Origin of the sequence: Halomonas sp. PAMB 3264 (assembly GCF_031954245.1) — a bacterium.
Taxonomy (GTDB): domain Bacteria; phylum Pseudomonadota; class Gammaproteobacteria; order Pseudomonadales; family Halomonadaceae; genus Vreelandella.
The window spans coordinates 2,167,260-2,188,423 of sequence record NZ_CP134866.1; the positions used below are offsets into that span (position 1 = coordinate 2,167,260).

General features: G+C 62.0%; 18 protein-coding genes. 4 read left to right on the top strand and 14 right to left on the bottom strand.

What is annotated here, in order from left to right; genetic code table 11:
* Positions 1-49 precede the first annotated feature (49 nt).
* From RN347_RS09755 to RN347_RS09765, 3 genes are all read right to left on the bottom strand, one after another.
* Positions 50-511 carry a DUF6586 family protein gene (locus RN347_RS09755; RefSeq protein WP_311958055.1) on the bottom strand — a complete coding sequence of 154 codons (462 nt, stop codon included), beginning with the start codon at positions 509-511 and terminating at the stop codon, positions 50-52.
* Positions 508-3,135: a type I DNA topoisomerase gene (gene topA, locus RN347_RS09760; RefSeq protein WP_263586988.1), complete on the bottom strand. Its 2,628-nt coding sequence runs from the start codon at positions 3,133-3,135 to the stop codon at positions 508-510. Before topA ends, RN347_RS09755 begins: the two co-directional genes overlap by 4 nt.
* A gap of 339 nt (positions 3,136-3,474) precedes the next feature.
* Positions 3,475-6,078: a DUF3141 domain-containing protein gene (locus RN347_RS09765; RefSeq protein WP_311958056.1), complete on the bottom strand. Its 2,604-nt coding sequence runs from the start codon at positions 6,076-6,078 to the stop codon at positions 3,475-3,477.
* A 207-nt stretch (positions 6,079-6,285) separates the two neighbouring features.
* Here RN347_RS09765 and RN347_RS09770 point away from each other — a divergent pair, with 207 nt between their 5' ends.
* Both RN347_RS09770 and lipA read left to right on the top strand, forming a co-directional pair.
* On the top strand, positions 6,286-7,275 hold the full coding sequence (locus RN347_RS09770; RefSeq protein ID WP_263586986.1) for a LysR family transcriptional regulator: 990 nt from the start codon (positions 6,286-6,288) through the stop codon (positions 7,273-7,275).
* Between the two features lie 203 nt (positions 7,276-7,478).
* Entirely contained in the window at positions 7,479-8,531 is a 1,053-nt protein-coding gene (lipA, locus tag RN347_RS09775; RefSeq protein WP_263586985.1) for a lipoyl synthase, read from the top strand.
* Between the two features lie 99 nt (positions 8,532-8,630).
* Here lipA and lipB read toward each other — a convergent pair whose 3' ends face one another.
* The 11 genes from lipB to RN347_RS09830 all read right to left on the bottom strand — a co-directional run bounded on the left by lipB (position 8,631) and on the right by RN347_RS09830 (position 19,075).
* Complete coding sequence (gene lipB / locus RN347_RS09780) at positions 8,631-9,305, bottom strand: lipoyl(octanoyl) transferase LipB (RefSeq protein WP_311958057.1); 675 nt, start codon at positions 9,303-9,305, stop codon at positions 8,631-8,633.
* Between the two features lie 29 nt (positions 9,306-9,334).
* Entirely contained in the window at positions 9,335-9,646 is a 312-nt protein-coding gene (locus RN347_RS09785) for a DUF493 domain-containing protein (protein WP_311958058.1), read from the bottom strand.
* Positions 9,647-9,716: 70 nt separating this feature from the next.
* On the bottom strand, positions 9,717-10,916 hold the full coding sequence (locus tag RN347_RS09790; protein WP_263586982.1) for a D-alanyl-D-alanine carboxypeptidase family protein: 1,200 nt from the start codon (positions 10,914-10,916) through the stop codon (positions 9,717-9,719).
* A gap of 61 nt (positions 10,917-10,977) precedes the next feature.
* Positions 10,978-11,952 (bottom strand): septal ring lytic transglycosylase RlpA family protein, encoded by a 975-nt coding sequence (locus RN347_RS09795; protein WP_311958060.1) that lies wholly within the window; start codon positions 11,950-11,952, stop codon positions 10,978-10,980.
* On the bottom strand, positions 11,949-12,968 hold the full coding sequence (gene mltB / locus RN347_RS09800) for a lytic murein transglycosylase B (protein WP_311958061.1): 1,020 nt from the start codon (positions 12,966-12,968) through the stop codon (positions 11,949-11,951). Before mltB ends, RN347_RS09795 begins: the two co-directional genes overlap by 4 nt.
* Positions 12,969-13,014: 46 nt before the next feature.
* Positions 13,015-14,175 (bottom strand): rod shape-determining protein RodA, encoded by a 1,161-nt coding sequence (gene rodA, locus RN347_RS09805; RefSeq protein ID WP_311958062.1) that lies wholly within the window; start codon positions 14,173-14,175, stop codon positions 13,015-13,017.
* A complete protein-coding gene (gene mrdA / locus RN347_RS09810; protein ID WP_311958063.1) occupies positions 14,175-16,082 on the bottom strand; it encodes a penicillin-binding protein 2 in 1,908 nt (635 codons plus the stop codon). The genes rodA and mrdA overlap by 1 nt, the downstream gene beginning before the upstream one ends.
* 63 nt (positions 16,083-16,145) lie before the next feature.
* A complete protein-coding gene (gene rlmH / locus RN347_RS09815; protein ID WP_311958064.1) occupies positions 16,146-16,613 on the bottom strand; it encodes a 23S rRNA (pseudouridine(1915)-N(3))-methyltransferase RlmH in 468 nt (155 codons plus the stop codon).
* A 27-nt stretch (positions 16,614-16,640) separates the two neighbouring features.
* Positions 16,641-17,036, bottom strand: coding sequence for a ribosome silencing factor (gene rsfS / locus RN347_RS09820; RefSeq protein ID WP_263586976.1), 396 nt, complete (start codon positions 17,034-17,036; stop codon positions 16,641-16,643).
* Positions 17,037-17,114: 78 nt separating this feature from the next.
* The gene (gene nadD / locus RN347_RS09825; RefSeq protein WP_311958066.1) at positions 17,115-17,771 is read right to left on the bottom strand and encodes a nicotinate-nucleotide adenylyltransferase; all 657 of its coding nucleotides are present in this window, start codon (positions 17,769-17,771) and stop codon (positions 17,115-17,117) included.
* Positions 17,768-19,075 (bottom strand): glutamate-5-semialdehyde dehydrogenase, encoded by a 1,308-nt coding sequence (locus RN347_RS09830; RefSeq protein ID WP_311960845.1) that lies wholly within the window; start codon positions 19,073-19,075, stop codon positions 17,768-17,770. Before RN347_RS09830 ends, nadD begins: the two co-directional genes overlap by 4 nt.
* A 299-nt stretch (positions 19,076-19,374) precedes the next feature.
* Between RN347_RS09830 and RN347_RS09835 the strand changes: the two genes are divergently transcribed.
* Both RN347_RS09835 and RN347_RS09840 read left to right on the top strand, forming a co-directional pair.
* Positions 19,375-20,214, top strand: coding sequence for a hypothetical protein (locus RN347_RS09835; protein ID WP_311958067.1), 840 nt, complete (start codon positions 19,375-19,377; stop codon positions 20,212-20,214).
* A complete protein-coding gene (locus RN347_RS09840) occupies positions 20,211-21,143 on the top strand; it encodes a diguanylate cyclase domain-containing protein (protein WP_311958068.1) in 933 nt (310 codons plus the stop codon). Before RN347_RS09835 ends, RN347_RS09840 begins: the two co-directional genes overlap by 4 nt.
* Positions 21,144-21,164: the final 21 nt, after the last annotated feature.

Below are 21,164 nucleotides of genomic sequence, written 5' to 3' on the forward strand. Positions count from 1 at the left end.
GTACTCTAGAGCATTTGGCGCCGGCCGGGTTCCCCAGAAAACGGATGAATCACCACTCGTGGCTGGTTTCGCGCAGCGCCGCCATCTCTTTTTTGGCCGCCTGAACGCTTTGATAAAGTGAGGATGCAAACGACGCCTCGCTTGCAAGCGCGATCATCGAAGGGTTGTTGATGGGCCGCTTGGCCGCGCCTTCATCGCCGTGAAGCTTCAAAAGCGCGCCGATCAGCCAGCCAAGCCAGCTTTCGGGCTGGCCGGCCAAATCGCGCAGACGAATCAGCTCGGCAAGCTCCGGGCCGTCGGCTGCCAACAGCGTCTGCCAGCGGCGCGTATCCAGGCGCGCGTGCTCGGTGACCTCGGCGAGAAAGCTCTCCAGCGCCAGCTCGAACAGCGCCAGCGCCCCCTCTTCGATCGCCATCTGGCGCGTCACGTAATGCTCGTCGTCATGAACCGGCGTTTCGATCAGAAGCTCCGCCTGATAGAGCAGCTGGTTGGTGCGGGACCGGGCACTCACTTGCGCTTGTCCTCGACGTGCCACTTGCCGCCCTCGAAGGTGGCCTTCCAACCGGTCGCCTTGCCCTCTTCATCGGTCATCACGTACTGCTCCTTGTTCTTGCGCGAGTAGCGAATCTGCGCCGGGCGGCCATCCGGATCTTCGCTCGGCGCCTTGAGAATGAAGTGGTACTTCTCCGGTAGCTCATCCTTATGCGCCTTGAGCTCCTTGACCAGCGGCGGGCGCGTTTCACGATTCTTGGGAAACTTGCTGGCGGCCAGAAACAGCCCGCTCGCCCCGTCGCGCAGCACGTAGTGATCCTCGACCTTTTGACAGGCGAGCTCTGGCATCGGGATCGGGTCCATCTTCGGCGGGGCCACTTCGCCGCTTCTCAGCAGTTTGCGCGTGTTCTTGCACTCGCTGTTGGTACAGCCAAAGTATTTGCCGAAACGCCCGGACTTGAGCTGCATTTCGCTGCCGCACTTGTCGCACTCGATGACCGGGCCTTCGTAGCCCTTGATCTTGAACTTGCCGTGCTCCACCTCGAAACCGGTGCAGTCCGGGCTCTGGCCACAAATGTGCAGCTTACGCGTTTCATCGATCAGGTAGCTGTCCATCGCCGTGCCGCACTTGCCGCAGCGGCGTTTGGCGCGAAGCGCATCGGTTTCCGCCTCTTCGCCGGCATCCTCGGCCACCACTTCCTCGCCGGGGATCAGGTCGATAGTGGTCTTGCAGCGCTCCTTGGGCGGCAGGTTGTAGCCACTGCAGCCCAGAAACACGCCGGTCGAAGCGGTGCGGATCTGCATGTCGCGCCCGCAGGCCGGGCACTCGATGTCCGTGGGCACCGGTTGGTTGGGGCGCATGCCCTCCTCGCTTTCCGCCCGGCCAAGCTCTTCACGAAATTCGCCGTAGAAGCTATCGAGCAGCGCCTGCCAGTTGCGCTCGCCTTCGGCCACTTCGTCGAGACTATCCTCCATACGCGCGGTGAAGGAGTAGTCCATCAAATCCGGAAACGACTCTTTCAAGCGCTCAGTGACGATATCGCCGAGCTTTTCGGCGTAAAAGCGCCGGCTTTCAAGCTTGACGTAACCGCGATCCTGAATGGTCGAAATGATCGCCGCGTAGGTCGAGGGCCGACCGATGCCCTGTTTCTCGAGTTCCTTGACCAGGCTCGCTTCGGTGTAGCGCGCCGGTGGCTTGGTGAAGTGCTGCTGCGGGTCGAGCGCCTCCAGCGTCATCGGTGTTTTGACCGGCAGGTCCGGCAGGCTTTGATCTTCGTTTTTACCCGCAGGCTTGATGACCCGGGTATAGCCATCGAACTTCAACACCCGCCCCTTGGCGCGCAGATCATAACCGTCTACCTCGACGCTCAGCGTGCTCGACAGGTACTCCGCCGGCACCATCTGGCAGGCAACGAACTGGCGCCAGATCAGCTCGTAAAGGCGCTCGGCGTCGCGCTCCATGCCGGAAAGATCGCTCGCCTTGCGCGACACCTCGGAGGGGCGAATCGCCTCGTGGGCCTCCTGGGCGCTCTCCTTGCTCGAGTAGCGGTTGGGGTTTTCCGGCAGGTAGCGCTTACCGAATTCGCCCTCGATATAGTCCCGCGCGCTCTCGACCGCATCCTTTGACAGATTGGTGGAGTCGGTACGCATGTAGGTGATGTAGCCCGCCTCATACAAGCGCTGGGCCATGGTCATGGTCTTTTTCACCGAGAAGCCGAGCCGGCCGCTGGCCGCCTGCTGCAGCGTCGAGGTGATGAAGGGCGCGCCGGGTTTGGAGCTGGTCGGCTTGTCTTCACGGTTGGTGATCGAGAGCGAGGCGCTTTTCAACGCCTCGATGCGCGAGTAGGTCTCATCCTGCGAGGTCGGGCGAAACGCCTGGCCATCCTGACGGGCGAGCGCGAAGCGTACCGGTACGCCGTCTGGCGACACCAGATCGGCGTGCACGTCCCAAAACTCTTCAGGGATGAAGGCGCGAATATCGCGCTCGCGCTCGACGATCAGGCGCACCGCCACCGACTGCACACGCCCAGCGGAAAGGCCGCGGGCGATCTTCGCCCACAAAAGTGGCGAGAGCATGAAGCCGACCACGCGGTCGAGAAAGCGCCGCGCTTGCTGGGCCTCCACACGGGGAATGTTGAGCGCCCCCGGCGACTTGAACGCATCCTGAATGGCGTTTTTAGTGATCTCGTTGAACACCACGCGCTTGTAGCGAGCATCGTCACCGCCAATGGTCTCGCGCAGATGCCAGGCGATCGCCTCCCCTTCGCGGTCCAAATCCGTTGCGAGATAGACGGCGTCGGCCTTTTCCGCGAGCTTTTTGAGCTCGGCGACGACCTTCTCTTTACCGGGGAGAATTTCGTAATGGGCCTCCCAGCCGTTGGCCGGGTCGATACCCATGCGCCGAATCAGCTGATCGTGGGCTTTCTTCTTTTTGTACTCCGCCTTTTCATCCGGCGAAAGCTTTCGGGTCGCTGCGGCCTGGCGCGCGCGCTCCTTGGGGTCGACGGCGGTCTTGCCCGAGCCGCTGGTCGGCAGGTCACGAATATGACCCACGCTCGACTTAACGATAAAATCGTTGCCGAGATACTTATTGATCGTCTTCGCCTTGGCGGGCGACTCGACGATGACCAGTGACTTGCCCATAGTGCTCCACTTCCTGTTGCCTAAGCGTTCAAGAGCGCTCTTGCGCGCTGTGCCCAAGAGCCGCTCTAAATACGTGCCGCGCTGAAAACGTTTAAAACGCCAGGCGGCCTGAAAAATGCGCCTACCCTACCCCAGCCCTTTCCCAAGCGCCAGTGGCGCCATACGCCAGGCGCCCTTTACTAAATAGGGGTCTAACCCCGCGTTTGCAAATTTTCGTTCAAAAAAGCCCCGCGCCTTTAAATCCTGATCGTCTCGACCCCGGTCGAGCAGAGGCAATAAAAAAGCCCCCGGACAGGCCGGGGGCGTTGGAGCTAACGTCACTCGAAAAACGCTACATCGTTAGCGCCGTGTACGCGGCTTGGCTCGCGAGGTGCTGGTGCGCTTGGCGCCGCCGGCTTTGGCCTTGCTCGCCTTTGCTGACGTCACCCCGGCGTCACTCGAGGGTTTGGCGTCAGCGTCCGGCGCTTCAACTTTTTCAGCGGCGGTTTCGTTTGGAGAAGACTGCTCGTCGGCTTTGGTCAACGCGGCGGCACTCGATGAAGCTTGCTGATCCTCTGCGCTTTCAACGGATTCGCCGGCTGCCGACGTTCTCGCCGCACTGTCAGCACTGGTGCTCGACGCATCGTCTTCGACGTCGACTTTCGCTTCCTGAGCCGGCGCGACGGAAGCGGGCGCCGATGCCTCGACGGGTTTTTCCGGGCTGCGCGCACGATCAAAAAGCACCTTGATCTGCTCGAAGCGCTCGGCGCCACGCTCGCTAAGCTCACCGCTGGCGCCGAACACCTGACTCAAGTGCTGCACGTGCTTGTCCAACGCGGCGTTGTCCTCGCCTTCCAGCAGCGTCGGCAGCGACTCGAGCGCCTTTTCGCGGTCGAGTTTCAAAATGAAGAACTGCTCGCGCACCAGGCGCTTGAACTCCTCGAGCGTCGTTTGGGTTTCAAGTTCGGCACGAGAGGCGCGCAGGCGCTTGAAATTGCGCTCGTCAGTGGCGGGCGCACCGCCCAGTACGTAGATGATCGAGCGCACGACCGCCTCGAGCGGCCCGCCCTGGCTGATTTTTTCGCGCAGCGCCTCCTTGCGCTGTTCGATGAAGCGAAGGTGCTCGGGCTCCGCCCCCGGGCGGCGGCGATGTACGTGGGCATCGCCATAAAGCCCTACCGCAGCCTGAAGCTGCGGCTGACCGTACATCGACAGAAACATCTTTTCGGAGGCGCCATCGCGAACGTCGCGGAAAGTATTGAGCCCATCGACGATCTGGTCCGACACAAAGGATTCGAGCGTTTTAAACAGGTTGTCGTCGCTTACCTCGACCCGGTTTTCACGTACCGCCTGAGCCATCATGGGCAAGAACACGGTCAAGGGGTTGCGATCCGACATCAGCCGATACCCCAGGCGGATCGGGTGCATTCGACGCATGAACCGCGCCGACTCCGGGGTGACCATCGCCTGAATCAAGGGCTGCAGGTAGAGCCGGTAAAAGCCCAGATTGATTTCAGAGATACGTGCAACGGTGGCAAAGCGCCGGTCGTCATCGACGCGGTGATGTACCTCGTCGTCCAGCTCATCGAAATTCCGCGGGGTGAATTCGAGCAGATAATCGCGCTCGATCAGGTCGGCGTCCTTGCGCTCGCTGGCATGCGTTATCGTCGTTTCATAAAGCCCCGGCGGCATGACATCGATGTAGTCCATGTTGGCCGTGAATTCCGAGTGCTCCTTGCGCGAAACGCTGCCGGAAACGAAGATTCCCAAGTGGCCGGTGGTATCGTGCATGCAGTAGATGATGGTCTGCTCGTTGGCGACGATATCGTCTTCGCCCTCGTAGAGATCACGAATCCAGCCAAGCGCCTGGGGTGGCGGGGTAATGTCGTCGCCGCGGGAGCAGAACACCACCACCGGCGAGCGCAGGTTACGAAGATCGATACGCCGCCCGTCACGGCTCACCAGCTGCGCGGTGGATAGACGGTTACCCACGAACAGGTTATCGACGATGTACTGAATTTCATCGCCGCCGAGAATGACGTGCCCGCCCCACCAACGCTCGAACTCAAGATAACGCGTGGATTCGGTGTCGACATTGGCGTACAGGTGATACTGCTTCTTCCAGTAGGTGTTGGCCGGGTTCAGGCGCTCGAAATTCTGCACAAGCCAGGCACCGTCGAACTGGCCGTTGCCCAAGTCGCTGGTCAGCGCGGTGATCCAGCTGCCGCCGGCCATCCCGCCGGTATAGCGCATCGGGGCCTTGCCGCGCTCGCCGGCCCAGTAGGATAGCGGCGCGCCGGCGATCAAAATGGGGCCGAACACGTCCGGCTCCAATGCCGCCGCCATCATCAGCTGCCAGCCCGCCTGGCAGTTACCCACCACCATTGGCTTTTCGGTGATGTCCGGATGCAGCGAAATGATATGACGCAGAAATTCGACTTCCGCCTCGACCACGTCCTCGACGGTCTGGCCAGGCTCCGGATAGGGCAAAAAGCCGATGAAGTAGCACGGGTGGCCCGCTTTCAACGCCACGCCCAATTCACTGTCGGGTTTGAAGCCGCCAATGCCCGGGCCGTGGCCGGCGCGTGGGTCGACCACCACGAAGGGCCGCTTTTTGGGGTCGACGTGTGTGCCTTCCGGGGGAAGCACGCGCAGAAGCTCGTAGTTGGTGGGGTGTGCAAGGGTACGACCGTCCATCACCACTTCGGTCTTGAATCCCAGCACGCTGGGCTTGGTCAGCTCCATGTGCTCGAGATACTGATTGCCGCGCACGCGCATGACGTCCCAATAGAGGATGCTGCGCTCGATGCTATCACGCCAGTAACTCGCGGCAGCGCGGCCAAAACCAAACGGGTCCATCATGCTGACCAGCGCCTGCTGGCCGGATGAGGCCTCGCCGCTTTTCTGACCCGGAAGTCCGGGGAGCCAGCGACCCGACAGTAAGGGATTAGCGAGAAAATTCATGGTTTCTCCTGATGGATTGGTGCCCGAGACGCATCCACACAACACGCCCTCATGCTGCAATGCAATATAGTCTAGACCAAAGCAGTCAAAGCGTCGATAACGTCGAAACCGTCGGGACGTGGCGGCCTTTTCGGTGATAGCATCTCCCACGCACCTGGCCCGCCGCTCATCGACCCTTGCCGCGGCCTGTTACTGATCGAGGATTGCATGACCCCGACCGGCCTGCTCAATCGTCTGACCTTTCGCCAGCTCCAGGTGTTTCAGGCGGTCTATCAAAAGCGCTCCTACTCTCGCGCCGCCGAGCAGCTCGGGCTCACGCAGCCGGCGGTGAGCGCCCAAATTCGCCAGCTCGAGCACGCTCTGAAAGCGCCGCTTTTCAACTACGCAGGGAAAACGCTCTACGCGCTACCCGCCGCGGATACGCTGGCGATTTCCACCCGGGAAATCATCGGTCAGCTGGCCAGGCTTTCGATGAACCTGTCGGATCTCGATGGGCGCATCAAGGGCGAGCTCAATCTCGCTGCCGTCTCGTCCGCCCAATACGTGGTGCCCTATCTGCTTGCGCGCTTTCGCGCCCAGTACCCGGATATCAACGTGCGCTTGAAAGTGTGCAATCGAAGCCAGGCGCTCGAACGCCTGGCCGAGCAGCGCGACGATCTGGTGATCATGGCGATGGTACCGCAAAACGACGCGCTCTCGGTGACGCCACTTTTGGAGAACGAGCTGATTCCGGTGGTATGGCCGGATCACCCGCTATTGACCATGCCCTCGCCCACGCTTGCGGACTTTGCGCGCCACTTCATACTGATGCGAGAGCCCGGCTCCGGCGTGCGCAACGCCTTCGAACAGCTGGCCGCCGATCAGGAAGTAGGCCTTGCCCATCGAATCGAGCTTGGCTCCAACGAGGCCATCAAACAGGGCGTCATGGCGCACCTGGGCGTGGCGGTACTTCCTCAGCTGGCGGTCAAGCTCGAGCTCGAGCACCACCTGTTGGCAAGCCCGCAGCTTCCCGCTTTTCCGATTCGCAGGTCCTGGTGCGCGGTTAACCGACGCGATCAGCTCCTGACCCCAGTCGCCGAGCTTTTTTTGCGCTTCACTAAAGAGCGCCTGGATGAGTACCGCCGCTTTTTTCAGGCCCGCGCCACGCCGCTACCGGGTCACGCGGTGTCGTGCCTGCCGGTTGAAAGCCCCCCGTGACCGGCGCTGGCGCTGTTTTGCCCCTTGCCAACTATGTTACATTAGCGCTACTACCTACGTCGTATCGCGCCGGTTCGGCCAGCGGCGTAGAGACCGCACTTTAAGGAGTGTCTTTTAGAAAGCGCCGGTTGATCGACCGGTCGTTCGCGCTTTTCAAACCCGCTCCTTGATTTAGCCCGTTGCACAGTAGAGAGGCGCTTTTTATGAGCAACACCCCCACACAGCGTGTGTCCAGCGGCCAAAAGTATCGTAACGAGCACGGCACCTCCGCCATCAAGGATGGCATGAAGGTTCGCCGCGAAGAGCCCCAGTCGCCGTCGCTCGAGCGCAAGCCCAAGTGGCTGCGCGCCCAGATTCCCGGCGGCGAGCGTTTTGAGGCGGTGAAGAAGAACGTCTCCACCCACCGCTTGAGTACGGTGTGCGCCGAATCGCACTGCCCCAACATGGGCGAATGCTGGAGCAACGGCACCGCCACCATCATGCTGATGGGCTCGGTATGCACCCGCGCGTGTCGCTTCTGCGCCGTGGATACCGGTAACCCTCACGGCTGGCTCGATCATGAAGAGCCCGAGAATACTGCCAAGTCTGTCGAGCTGATGGCGCTACGCTATATCGTGCTGACCTCTGTCGACCGGGACGACCTCGATGATGGTGGCGCCGCTCACTACGCCAGTTGCATCCAGGCGATCAAGACGCGGACCCCGGACGTGGTGGTCGAGGCACTGACGCCAGACTTCGATGGCCGGCTGGACGCCATCGAGCGCGTGGTCGATTCAGGGCTCGAGGTCTTTGCCCAGAACGTGGAAACCGTGGAGCGGTTGACTTCTCGCGTGCGTGACCCGCGCGCCGGCTACCGCAAGACCCTCGACGTGCTGGCGCATGCCAAGAAGCACCGCCCGGACGTGATCACCAAAACGAGCCTGATGCTGGGCCTTGGCGAAACCGATGAAGAGATCCTGCAGACCTTCGACGATCTGCGCGAGATCGGTGTCGATATCGTCACGCTCGGTCAGTATCTACGCCCGACGAAGAACCACCTTCCGGTGGAGCGCTGGGTGACCCCGGAAGAGTTCGACCGCTACCGCGTACTGGGTCTGGAAAAAGGCTTCATGGAAGTTCCCTCCGGGCCGCTGGTACGCTCGAGCTACCGCGCCGACAAGGTGTTCGAAAAGAACAATCTGGGGCTTGCCGCGCCGGCCGCCGTCCCGGGCCAGCAGCAGGATGAAAACCGCATTCCGGCGTTCAACGTCGGCTGATACGCCTTTCAAGCGCCCATCAAAAAGCGCCTGCCCTTTTGGGGCAGGCGCTTTTTTATATCACGCCGATGCGTCGTCACTCACTTTTACCGTTTTGCGCTAAAGCGTTTTGGTCTGAACCGGTCCAAGCGAGCGTTTGAGCGTTGCGGCAAGCGCGCGGGCAAGCTTCTCACCCACCTCATCATAGCTTGCCTCAGGCCCTGACGGCTCGATCAGATCCTGCAGGCGAGTCACCGCCATACCGGCGTAGCCGCAGGGGTTGATGCGCGCGAAAGGCGCAAGATCAGCGCTGACGTTCAACGCCACGCCGTGGTAGCTTGCGCCGCGGCGAATGCGAAGCCCGAGCGAGGCGATCTTGGCTTCGCCCAAAGGCGTTGCCACGTAGACGCCGGGGGCGTCCGGTCTTGCCCGGGCGCCGATACCAAAGCCCTCGAGCACCTCGATCACCGCGTTTTCCAGCGCGCTCACCAGCTCGCGTACGCCGATTTTGGCGCGGCGCACGTCCAGAAGCGGGTAGAGCACCAGCTGGCCCGGGCCGTGGTAGGTCACCTGCCCGCCCCGATCGGTTTGCACCACAGGGATATCGCCGGGCATCAGCAGATGTTCCGGCTTGCCGGCCTGGCCCTGGGTGAACACCGGATCGTGCTCGACGAGCCAGAACTGATCCGGCGTTGTCTCGTCGCGCTCGTCGGTGAGCGTGCGCATCGCATGCCAGACCGGCTCATAAGCCTGACGGCCGAGCCGATAAAGCTCGATGGGGGCGTCATTTGCCATCGAACGCTCATCCATCACGCGATCGTTCATCACACGACCATGTGCACACGGCCGGTCGCCTTGAGCTCTTCGAACAGCGCGCCAAGCTGCTGCTCGCCGGTGGCGCGAATCGATACCCGCACCGACTGAAAGCGGCCGTTGCGGCTATCCACTATCTGCATAGCGCCGGCATCGAACTCGGGGTCGTACTTCACCAGTATTTGACAGACGATGGCGGCGAAGTCTTGCGCGGCGTCACCCACGACCTTGAGCGGATAGTCACATGGGAACGTGATTTTCGGGGGCTCGCTTGGCTTTTGCGTGCGCAGGTCGCGAAACCCGTTGTTTGCACCCTTTTTCATGGCTTGCCTTTGGTTGCAAAAGTTAACTGCAAAATGGCGCGCCCGGTGGGCGCGCGAAGATATCAAACGCTTAGTCGGTGAAACGGCTAAACAGCCCGCTGAAAAAGCGCTGTACCTGATCGAACAGGCGCTTGAATAGCCCGCCCTCTTCCACGCTTTCAAGCGCGGTCAGCTGGCGCTCGCCTACCATCTCTTCGCCCAGGTAGACTTCGAGCGTACCGACGTTGTCGCCCACGGCGACCGGGGCCTGGAGGTCTTCGTCCAGGTTCAGGCGCGCGCGCAGCTCTTCGTTGCGATTGCGCGGTAGCGTCATGAAGACTTCGCCGTCTACACCGACGCGAAGCTCGTTGATATCACCGCCCCAAACCCGCGGGGTAGCGAGTACCGCACCGCGCTCGTAAAGCTTCATGGTTTCATAAAAACGAAAACCGTAGCTTAGAAGCTTCTGGGTTTCCTGGGCGCGGGCTTCTTCGGAGTTGGTGCCCATTACCACTGAAATCAAGCGCATGTCGTCACGCTTGGCCGAGGAGACCAGGCAATAACCGGCATCGTTGGTCCAGCCGGTTTTCAAGCCATCGACGGTCGGGTCGCGCCACAGCAGGCGGTTACGGTTGGGCTGGTCGATACCGCCGTAGGAAAAGCTTCTCTGCGAGTAGATCTGATAGTGCTCGGGGTAGTCATTGATGATGTGCTGAGTCAAAAGCGCCAGGTCATGGGCCGACGAGTAGTGGTTATCGTGGGGCAAGCCCGTGGCGTTTTCGAAATGCGTGTTGCGCATGCCGAGCCGGTCGGCGTGCTGGTTCATCAGGTCGGCAAAGGGCGCTTCGCCGCCGGCCAGGTGCTCGGCCATGGCCACGCTTGCATCGTTACCGGAGACGATGACGATACCGTGGAGCAGATCCTCCACCGACACCTGGTCGCCCACCTCGATGAACATCTTGGAGCCGCCGGTGCGCCAGGCATTTTCACTGATGTTGACCATATCGCTCATGTTGATGGTGCCGCGGTCGAGCTCGCGCTCCACCATGTAAGCGGTCATCAGCTTGGTGATACTCGCCGGCGGCAGACGCTCGTCGGCGTTGTGCTCGACCAGTACGCGGCCGCTATCGGCATCCATTAAAATCCAGGAGCTCGCGGCAAGCTGCGGCGCCGCGGGGATGATGGTCTGGGGCTGGGGAATCACCTGAGCCGTGGCGGGCAGGGCCACTGCGGTCACCGTTGCGATCAGACAAAGACGAGCGGTACGGCGAAACGCATTGAAAATAGTCATTACTCACTTCTCACTTGCATCAATAAAACGTCAAAAAACGAAAGGTATCGGACACCGCCGATTATCTCACAACGAAAACCTGAGAGAAGCCTGCCTGGCCCAGCGCCACTCGGGCCTGCTGCTCCTGATTCGGCGACATGGGGCCGACCTGTACGCGGTGTACATCGTCATCGCTTTGCACACGCACCGAGTGTAAAAGCTCGCCGCCCAGACGCTGCTGGAGAGCGCGGGCGCTCTCTTCGTTGCCGAGCGCGGCGATTTGTAGATAGATTTCATCACCGCCTGTCGCCGGCTGAGCGCGCGCCGGCGCCGGTGTTGGCGCGGCGGCGGGCGCCGGTGCAGACGCTACGGCAGGCGCCCGCGAAGACGCAGCGGCGGGCGCGGGCCTTGCGCCCCCGCCTCGATTGGCCAGCCACTGCTGCGGGTCGATCGCTTCAACGCGTACCCGGCCGGTGCCGTTGTCCAGAATTCCAAGGCGCGCCGCCGCCGCGTAGGAGAGATCGATTTCACGGTCACTATGGAACGGGCCGCGGTCGTTGACCCGCACGATGACCGAATTGCCGCTATCAAGACTGGTGATTCGGGCAAAGGTCGGCAGCGGCAGCGAGCGGTGCGCCGCCGACATCTTGTACATGTCGTAGATTTCGCCGTTGGAGGTGGCGTAACCATGAAATTTCTCGCCGTACCAGGAGGCGGTGCCTTGTTTGGTATAGCCCGAAGCGCTCGGCAGCACGTGATATGTTTCGCCCCACACCTGATAGGTCGAGCGGTTGCCTGCCCTTGAGGGCGCCTCGATGCGCGGCTGGGCATCCGGTACCTGGCTGACATCCGGCGGCTCGACCGGGTAGGCATCGCCGCTCATGGCGTAGCGCTCGCCGCTCCCGCTGGCGGTACTCGCCGCAGCCGGTGCCGCCTCGCGAGGCGGATGGTTGGCGTTGACCGTGGTCGGCGCATTTTGGCCCGCGCACCCGGTCACGAGCGTCAGCAGCGCCGCGCCCGCGCCCAGGGCGCGGGTCTGTTTGAACAGTTGTCTCATTGCTGGCCCTCAAGCGTGTCGGCAATGGCCCCGGCGAGCTCGACCACCGCCATCGCGTAAAGGTGACTGTGGTTGTAGCGAGTGATCACATAAAAGTTGTATTCGCCGACCCCGTAGCGGGTTTGGCCGTCGGCGAGTTTGAGCGCCAGCGGCACGATATCAAGCGCCGGGTCGAGCTCATCGTCGCTGATAAGCCCCGCCTCGGCAGCTTCGCGAACCGTCACACTCGGCGCCCGAGTCTGGTTGAACGAGAGCGCCTGCTCGGCGGCCTCGCTGCCGGCTGCCTCGTGGTAGATCGGCGCGCCGGCCTGCCAGCGGTGCTCGGCGAAGTAGTTGGCGACACTGCCGATCGCATCGACCGGATTTTCCCACAAATCGCGGCGCCCATCACCATCGAAGTCGACCGCGTAAGCCTGGTAGCTGGTGGGGATGAACTGCGGATAGCCCATCGCCCCGGCGTAGGAGCCCAGCACGCTTTCCGGCGCAACCTCCTGCTCGTGGGTGATGGCCAAAAACGCCGCCAGCTCGCCGCGGAAAAAGCGCCCGCGCGATGGGTGGTAAAAGGCGAGCGTCGCGAGCGAATCCAGCACGCGGTGATCGCCCTTGTAGCGCCCGTAATAGGTTTCCACACCAATGATCGCTGCGATCACCTCGGGCGGTACGCCGTAACGCTGCTCTGCGCGATCAAAAGCCTCCTGATGGGCGCTGATGAACGCAGCGCCCTGCTCGACTCGCTCGTCACTCATGAAGATATCGCGGTACTCGTGCCATTCCAGCCGGCGCTCGGCGGCGCCTTCCATGGCGTCGAGCACCTCCTGGCTGAAGCTCGCCTCGTCGAGCGCCTGATCGAGCCACGCCCGGGGAATACCCTGACCTGAGAGCTCGTCGATCAGCTCCGCTGTCGCCGGGTGCCGCTCGGGGTCAAATGCGCTTTCCGGCTCGCCCCACGCCGGTAAGGCGCCGGCCATCGCCACCGCCAACACAATGCCGCCAACGCTTTTTCGGGTCCTGCCCATTCCCCACACTCCTTTGTCATAAAATCGCGTCAACACCGGTCAAGCACTAACGCGACAGCAGCCGCCGATGGGCATGAATCGACATGAGAATACCGAAGCCGGCCATCAAGGTCACGCTCGATGTCCCGCCGTAGCTCACCAGCGGTAGCGGCACGCCCACCACCGGCAGAATACCGCTGACCATGCCGACGTTGACGAAGACATAAATGAAAAACGTCAAAATGATGCTGCCGGCATAAAGTCGCCCGAAGGTCGCCTGGGAGCCGGCGGCGAGCCACAGCCCACGGCTAACGATCAGCGTGTAGAGCACGAGCAGCAGCGTCATGCCGACGAGGCCGAACTCCTCGCCCAGCACCGCGATAATGAAGTCGGTATGGCGCTCGGGCAGAAACTCGAGCTGCGACTGGGTACCTTCGAGCCAGCCCTTGCCCCAGATGCCGCCGCTGCCGATCGCCGTGGTGGATTGAATGATGTTCCAGCCCGACCCCAGCGGGTCGCTGTCCGGATCGAGAAACGTCAGCACGCGCTGGCGCTGATAGTTGTGCATGTTCATCCACAAAAGCGGCAGCGCCGCGCCCGCCAGCGCCGCGATAAACGCGATCAGCCGCCAGGAAAGCCCTGCCAGCAGCACGACCAGCACCGCGGCACTTGCGATCAAAAGCGACGTACCCAAATCCGGCTGAATCGCAGTCAGCACCACCGGCGCCCCGATGATGATGGCGCATACCACCAGATCGCGAAGCCTGGGCGGTAGCTGGCAGCGATTCAGGTACGCCGCCACCATCAGAGGCACCCCCAGCTTCATCATTTCCGAGGGTTGAAAGCGAATTACGCCAGGAATCTCGAGCCAGCGCTTGGCGCCCATGCCGATATCGCCAACGATTTCGACCGCCACCAGCATGGCAAGCCCCACGCCATACGCCAGCGGCGCCCAGCGCAGAAAGGTGGCGGGGCTGAGCTGGGCCAGCGTGAACATCACTACCAGCGCCAGTCCAAAACGTATCGCCTGGGCGATGACGACCTCGATGCGCTGACCCGATGCGCTGTAAAGTACTATCAGCCCGCTGGCCATCAGTACCAACAGCATGGCCAAAAGCCACGGGTCCAGGTGCAGGCGCTCCCAGATACTCTTGCGCCGGGCGATACCGCTATCCGGCGGACGAACCGGGTGGCGGCGAAAGCTGCGGGGTAGTGGCCAAGGCACCATCAGTTACCCTCCACGCCGGTGCTTTCATCGCTCATTTCATCGAGTATTTCCTCGGCCTCGGGGGCCTGGTCGCGCAAAAGCCAGGCATCGGTCATGGCACGTGCCAGGTGCGCGGCGTGGGTACTGCCGCCGCCGGCGTTCTCGACGATCACCGACACCGCAATTTGAGGCTCCTCGATCGGTGCGAAGGCCATGAACAGCGCATGGTCACGCAGGCGCTCTTCGAGTTGGTCGGCGTTATAGCGCTGATCCTGACCCAGTGAAAAGACCTGGGCGGTCCCGGATTTACCGCCCATCCGGTACTCGAGACCGACGCCGGTGCGCCGCGCGGTCCCTTCGCTACCGGAGAGCACTTTCTCCATCCCGCTGAAAACGCGATCCCACCAGCTGTCATTGCTGAGTTCGATATCATCCAGCGTATCCGGCAGCACCGCTGGCATCGGTTCGCCCCCAATGCGCCGCGCAAGATGGGGCTTCACCCAGTGTCCACGGTTGGCAAGCGTAGCCGTGGCGCTGGCAAGCTGCAATGGCGTGATCTGTAGATACCCTTGCCCGATCCCCACCGACAACGTCTCACCAGGATACCAGGCCTGATTGAAGCGCCCCCGCTTCCACTCTCGCGACGGCAAAAGCCCGGTGCTTTCGCCCTGCACATCAAACGCCACGCGCTGGCCAAAGCCAAAATTACTGAGCTGCTCGTGAATGTTATCGATGCCCAAGTCGTGGGCCAGTGAATAGAAGTAGGTATTGTTGGAGACCGCCAGCGCTCGCTCGAGATTGACCCGACCGTGACCCCAGCGCAGCCAGTTGCGGTAGCGGCGCGAGTCGTTGGGCAGCTGGTAGTAGCCTGGATCGTTGATCGTGGTGTCCGGCGTGATCACGCCCTCGATCAGCCCAGCCAGCGCCATGAACGGCTTGATCGTCGACCCCGCCGGGTAGTGCCCGCGAATGGCGCGATTGAAAAGCGGAAGGTCGATATCTTCCTGAAGCCCGCGGTAGGACGCCACGTCGATGCCGGTGACGAACTGATTGGTATCGAAGCCCGGCGTCGAGACCATGGCGAGGATTTCGCCAGTGGCAGGCATGATCGCCACGATCGAGCCGCGGCGGCCGTCCATGAGCTCGTAGGCGAGCGCCTGCATCGACTTATCGAGCGTGAGCGTCAGGTTCTGCCCGGGTACCGGGTCGGTGCGCCCCAGCTCTCGAAGCACCCGCCCCCGGGCGTTGGTCTCTACCTTGCGAAAGCCGGCCTCGCCGTGCAGCTCCTCTTCGTAGAAACGCTCGACCCCGGTTTTACCGATAAAGTGCGTGCCGGCGTAGCGGCCAGTGTCCAGCTCCTTGAGCTCGTCGGCGTTGATGCGTCCGACATACCCAAGCGCATGGGACATGATCTCGGCATCCGGGTAGTAGCGCAAAAGCTGCGCCTCGACCTCGACGCCGGGCAAGCGGTGGCGGTTGACCGCGAGCCGGGCTATCTGATCCTCGCTCAGATCACTCATCAACAGCGCCGGCTGGAAGGGGCGCTGGCGCTGGCGCGAGCGCACGTTGAAGGCCTCGATCTCCTCCTCGGGCAGCTCCAGAAGCTCGACCAGAAGCGCTAATGTCTCATCCAGGTCGTCGACGCGCTCGCGCACCAACGTCAGGTTGTAGGTCGGGCGATTTTCCGCCAGCAGCACCCCGTTGCGGTCGAAAATCAACCCTCGTGTGGGCGGCAGTGGCTCGACGCGCACGCGGTTTTTTTCCGAACGGGTGGTGTAAAGGTCGTGCTGTACGATCTGTAGATAGGCGAGACGACCGGTCAGAACCCCGGTCAGTAGCAGCACGAAAACGATCGCCAAAAGCGACCTGACCCGGAAAATGCGAAGTTCCTGTTCGGCGTTTTTTAGCGTGTCGCGGCGCTTGCGCATAACAGCAGGCAACTCTTGAAACTGGCACGAGCCGACGCGGGCATGGGGTGCCCGGCCGTGCGCCTAGCGGTGGTAAGGATGACCGATGAGCAGCGTCCACGCGCGGTAGAGCTGCTCGGCAAGCATGACCCGCACCAGCGGGTGTGGAAGCGTCAGCCCCGAAAGCGACCAGCGCTGGTGGGCAAGCGCAGACACGGAAGGCTCCAGCCCGTCCGGCCCGCCGACCAGCAGCGCGATATCGCGCCTTTCCATGCGCCACTGCCCCACTTCCTGGGCGAGCTGCTCGGTGCTGATACGCTTGCCATCGACTTCGAGCGCCACGACCAGCTCATCTCCGCGAAGCTTTTCGCGGATGCGCTGCCCTTCCTGGGCCCGGGCGCGAGCGACGTCGGCGTTTTTGCCCCTGGGTCCCAGCGCGATCTCCTCGATCTCGAGGCTAAACTCGCGCGGCAGGCGCTTTCTGTAGGTGTCGACACCCTCTTCGACCCAGCCGGGCATTTTGGTGCCCACGGCGAGAAGACGCACTTTCATGAATCGATGCTCATTTCAATCAGCAACTTACGACATCGTAATGCGCTGGTCCGGCTTTTGCAGCGTTTCGTTGATCATCTCGTCACCGGCGCCGTCGCTCGGCAGATCCGCCCAGAGGCGCTCCAGATCGTAAAGTGCGCGGGCTTCGGGCAGCATGACGTGAACCAGCACGTCGCCCAGATCGACCAGCACCCAGTCGGCGTTATCGCCGCCTTCCACGCCCTGGGGCTTGAGCCCGGCAGCCTTGGCCTTTTCGACCACGTTTTGCGCAAGCGCGGAGACGTGACGGGTCGACGTGCCGCTGGCGATCAGCATCAGGTCGGTGACCTGAGTCAACTGCGAAACGTCCAGTTGGGTGATGTCGCGCGCCTTGAGCTCTTCCAACGCGTCGATCGCCAGGGTTTTCAGTGTATCGATTTGCATGACTCCTCGAATATCCTCGTGTGGTGGTCAACAAATAGCGGGCCATTGTAACGGCTTCTATACCGACTACCAGCGCTATTAGCGACTTTGATAGAGTTCGCGGGCAAAAATCTGCGTCTCGACGGCCTCGGGCAGCAGGTAACGCACGCTTTTGCCTTTGGCCAGGCGCGCCCGAACCTCAGTGGCGGAAATCGCCATGCGCGAGTCAAGCTCGAGAAAAAGAAAGCGTCCAAACGGATGCTCCATCAAATCGACGACCGTATCGACTGCGCGATGGCCGACCAGTTCCGCAAGCGCCGGCGGCAACGTGTCGCTATAGCCGGGCCGCGCGATCACTACCAGGTGGGCCAGCTCGAAGATCGCCTCGGGCTGGTGCCACTGGGTCAGGCGTAAAAAGGTGTCGAATCCAATCACCATGCTAAGCCGCGCCTGGTCGCCGTACTCGCCTCGAAGCTCTCTGAGTGTCGCGACGCTGTAGGAGGGACCGTCTCGCTTGAGCTCGCGGTCATCGGCGATCAGTCCAGGGGTGTTACCGATACCGGCGCGCAGCAGCGCGAAGCGCTCCTCGGGCGCGACCTGGGGCGTATCGCGAAGCGGCGGCCGAGGAGCGGCCACCATGTGAAGACGCTCGACGCCAAGGGCCTCGCGCACTTCAACGGCGCTTCTCAAATGGCCCAGATGAACCGGGTCGAAGGTGCCGCCGAGCATGGCGACGTTGGCAGGCGCTTCGCTCATTGACGCACCTGGCCCTCGCCCAGCACGACGTACTTTTGTGTGGTCAGGCCTTCGAGACCGACCGGGCCGCGGGCGTGGAGCTTGTCAGTGGAGATACCGATCTCCGCGCCCAAACCGTACTCGAAGCCGTCGGCGAAGCGGGTCGAGGCGTTGACCACCACCGAGCTCGAATCCACCTCGGCCATGAATCGCCGGGCAAGCGAATAGTCCTCGGTGACGATCGCATCGGTGTGCTGCGAGCTGTAGCGCTCGATGTGCGCCATGGCGTCATCGATCCCGTCCACCACGCGCACAGCCAGAATCGGCGCCAGATACTCGGCCGCCCAATCCTCCTCGGTGGCCTCGAGCGCCTGAGGCAACAGCGCGCGGGTGCGCTCGCAGCCGCGAAGCTCCACCTCGAACTCGGCAAAGGCCCGCGCGAGCTCCGGTAAAATGAGGTCGGCGACAGCAGCGTCGACCAGCAGCGTCTCCATGGTGTTACAGGTGCCATAGCGATGGGTCTTGGCGTTGATGGCGATGGCGAGCGCCTTGGCCGGGTCCGCGGTAGCATCGATATAGACGTGACAAACGCCATCGAGGTGCTTGATGACCGGCACCCGCGCCTCCAAGGAGATACGCGCGATCAGCGACTTGCCCCCCCGGGGAATGATCACATCGACGAACTCGGGCATCGTGATCAGCGCCCCCACTGCGGCGCGGTCGGTAGTGGCGACGACCTGCACCGCACTTGAGGGAAACCCGGCGCTTTTAAGGCCGGCCTGAAGGCAGGCGTTGAGCGCGGCGTTGGACGCTTGCGCCTCGGAACCACCGCGCAGAATGCAGGCGTTGCCGGATTTGAGGCACAGACTCGCCGCCTCGATGGTGACGTTGGGGCGCGACTCGAAGATGATGCCGATCACACCCAGCGGCACACGCATCTTGCCGACCTGGATACCGCTGGGGCGGTAGTTCATCGCGCTGATTTCCCCGACCGGGTCGGGCAGCGCGCCGACCTGCTCGAGGCCCGTGATCATGGCGTCGATGCGCGCTTCGGTCAGCGCCAGCCGGTCCAACAGCGCCGCATCCAGGCCGTTTTGGCGGCCGCGCTCGAGATCCGCCTGGTTGGCCTCCAAAAGCGCCGGGCGGGCGGCGTCGAGCTCGCGAGCGATCGCGCAAAGCGCGCGGTTTTTACTCCCGCTATCCGCGGCGCGCAGCGTTTTCGCCGCGGCCCGGGCGCGCTGGCCAAGCTCTTTCATATAGGCCGGCACGTCGCTTTCGGCCAGCGCGGTCAGGGCGTTATCGTGATCGGCGCTTGCAACGCTCATGCTCTCTCCCAGTGTGGTCATCGTGGTGCCTGCATAGACTCGCCCCGTATTGGCGGGTGTTGGCAAGATTTGGCAGGTGTCAGCGAGTCGGACCGTCCGCTCGACGGCTGCCCGCTGCAACGGTGGAAACATCTAATAACATTATCACCCACAAAATAAATAGACTAAACGTTATACTGAGTTTTCGAATTCGAACCACCCGTACGCCTTAGACGTAGCGTCGCTTTTTCGCATCAGGCCCTCTTCTCAAACCGAGTCAGCAGTCAGTTACCATGCCAAACGAGTACAAAGTATGCTTTTTGAGAATCAACCTGCTGCTGGCCGCCGCCGCGCTCGCTTTCTGGTCCTACGGGGCACCGGCTCCCGCCGCAATTGCACTTTGGGTCGGCGCGTTCTGGCTGTTGCTCACAGCGACCCTTATGGACTTCAACCTGCGCCGCTCGCGGGATCTAAGCTGGCAGCTGTTGACCATACTTTTGCTGCTGTATCTGATCGCGGCCGCGCCGGAGCGTCATGGCATCCTGGTCTGGGTCTGGGCGGCATTTTTCTTGCTCCCTCAAAGCCGGATGATGCTCACCTTCAACGTGTTGGGCGCCGCCGTCAGCTGGGTACTAGTGGCGCTTGCCACGCCCATGGCTCAAGCGCTGATGCTACTGCTGGCGCTGGGTGTTCTATCACTTTTGGCCTATGCCCAAAGCCGTAAGCTGGTCGACGTGCACGGCTCCAGCGTACGCCAGCGGCTGCGCTTGATTCCGGGGCTCAATCTGTGGCCCGCCGAGCAGCTTTTGCGCGATTTGAACCGTGAGCAGATTCGCGCCAAACGCGAAAACATCCACGCCGAGGTGATGATCGTTCACGTCAAGCGTCATCAGCTCTGGTCCTGCGCCCAGCGCCTTTGCAATTTGACGCACGCTTTCGAGAGCGTTTACCGCCTCGATGGATCATCGCTTGCAGTGCTGCTGCTGTGCACCGATCCTCATGACATGAACGAGCGTCGCCAGCGGCTTTGCAGTGCGCTCCCCGGCGACACTCGTTGTCAGTACGTTGCGCTCAGCGAGCTTGGATCAGAGCCGATCACGATCAAATCGCTCACCCGTCAATCCGTCGCGATCGACGCGCCCAGAGAGTGCTGTTCATGACCCGATATTTTCATCCGCGGGCGCTGATGTCACTGACGTATGTTGCCTGCCTGCTGATTACCGCCTGTTATACGCTGTGGCTCTACGCCATGGGCTACTATCGCGAACTGATGGTGCCGCTGTTTATCACGCTGCTACTGATAACGGCGGTGCTTTTGCACTGCGGCCGCGCTCTTTCGCCTTACGGGCCTCGGGCAATTTTGCTTGCCAGCGCCTATATCGGCGTCTCCTCGGCCTTCTACTTCGGCCTGGCACACTCACTGCTTTGGCTGGGCCTTCCGGTGGCGGCGGCGTTCGTACTGCTTCCTCACTGGAGCGCGCTTTGTTTGAATTTGCTCTATACGCCGCTTTGGTGGCTGATACCGCCGGTCGAAAGCGATTTGTTTCCTCTTTCCTTCGGCTATTTGGCGATCATTTTAATGTTCGCTTTGCCGCCCTGGGAGCTGGCCAGACGCCATGCGCTGCTGCGCGCCTCTGATCCTCATGACAACGAATGCGACGCTTACGATATCGATACGCTCAAGGAGCGGCTAAGCAACGAGTTCCAGCGCGCGCGACTGCTCGACAAACGACTGGCGGTGTTGGTGCTCCATTTGCCCCAGCTCGACATGGCCGAAGAGCAGTTCGGCCTTCGCACGAAAAAAGCGCTGCTGGAGGCGCTTTGTAGCGAGGTCAACCGCCGCTGTCGCGATCACGACCTGCTGGGCCGCTTGGGCGGTGCGAATTTTTGGCTGGTTCTGCCGGACACCAGCGAAAGCGGCGCGCTACTGGTACGCGAGCGTCTTTATCGGGCGCTTTCAAGGCGAGTGCTGATCGAAACCGGCCCGCTCGAGGCGCGCATCGGTGTATGCTTACCGCGGCCCGACGAGCGTTTTACTCCCTTCATTCTGCGTCTCGAGCGGCTATCGGAAACGCTACATCGTCATTGATTAACACAGCACCCCGACCAT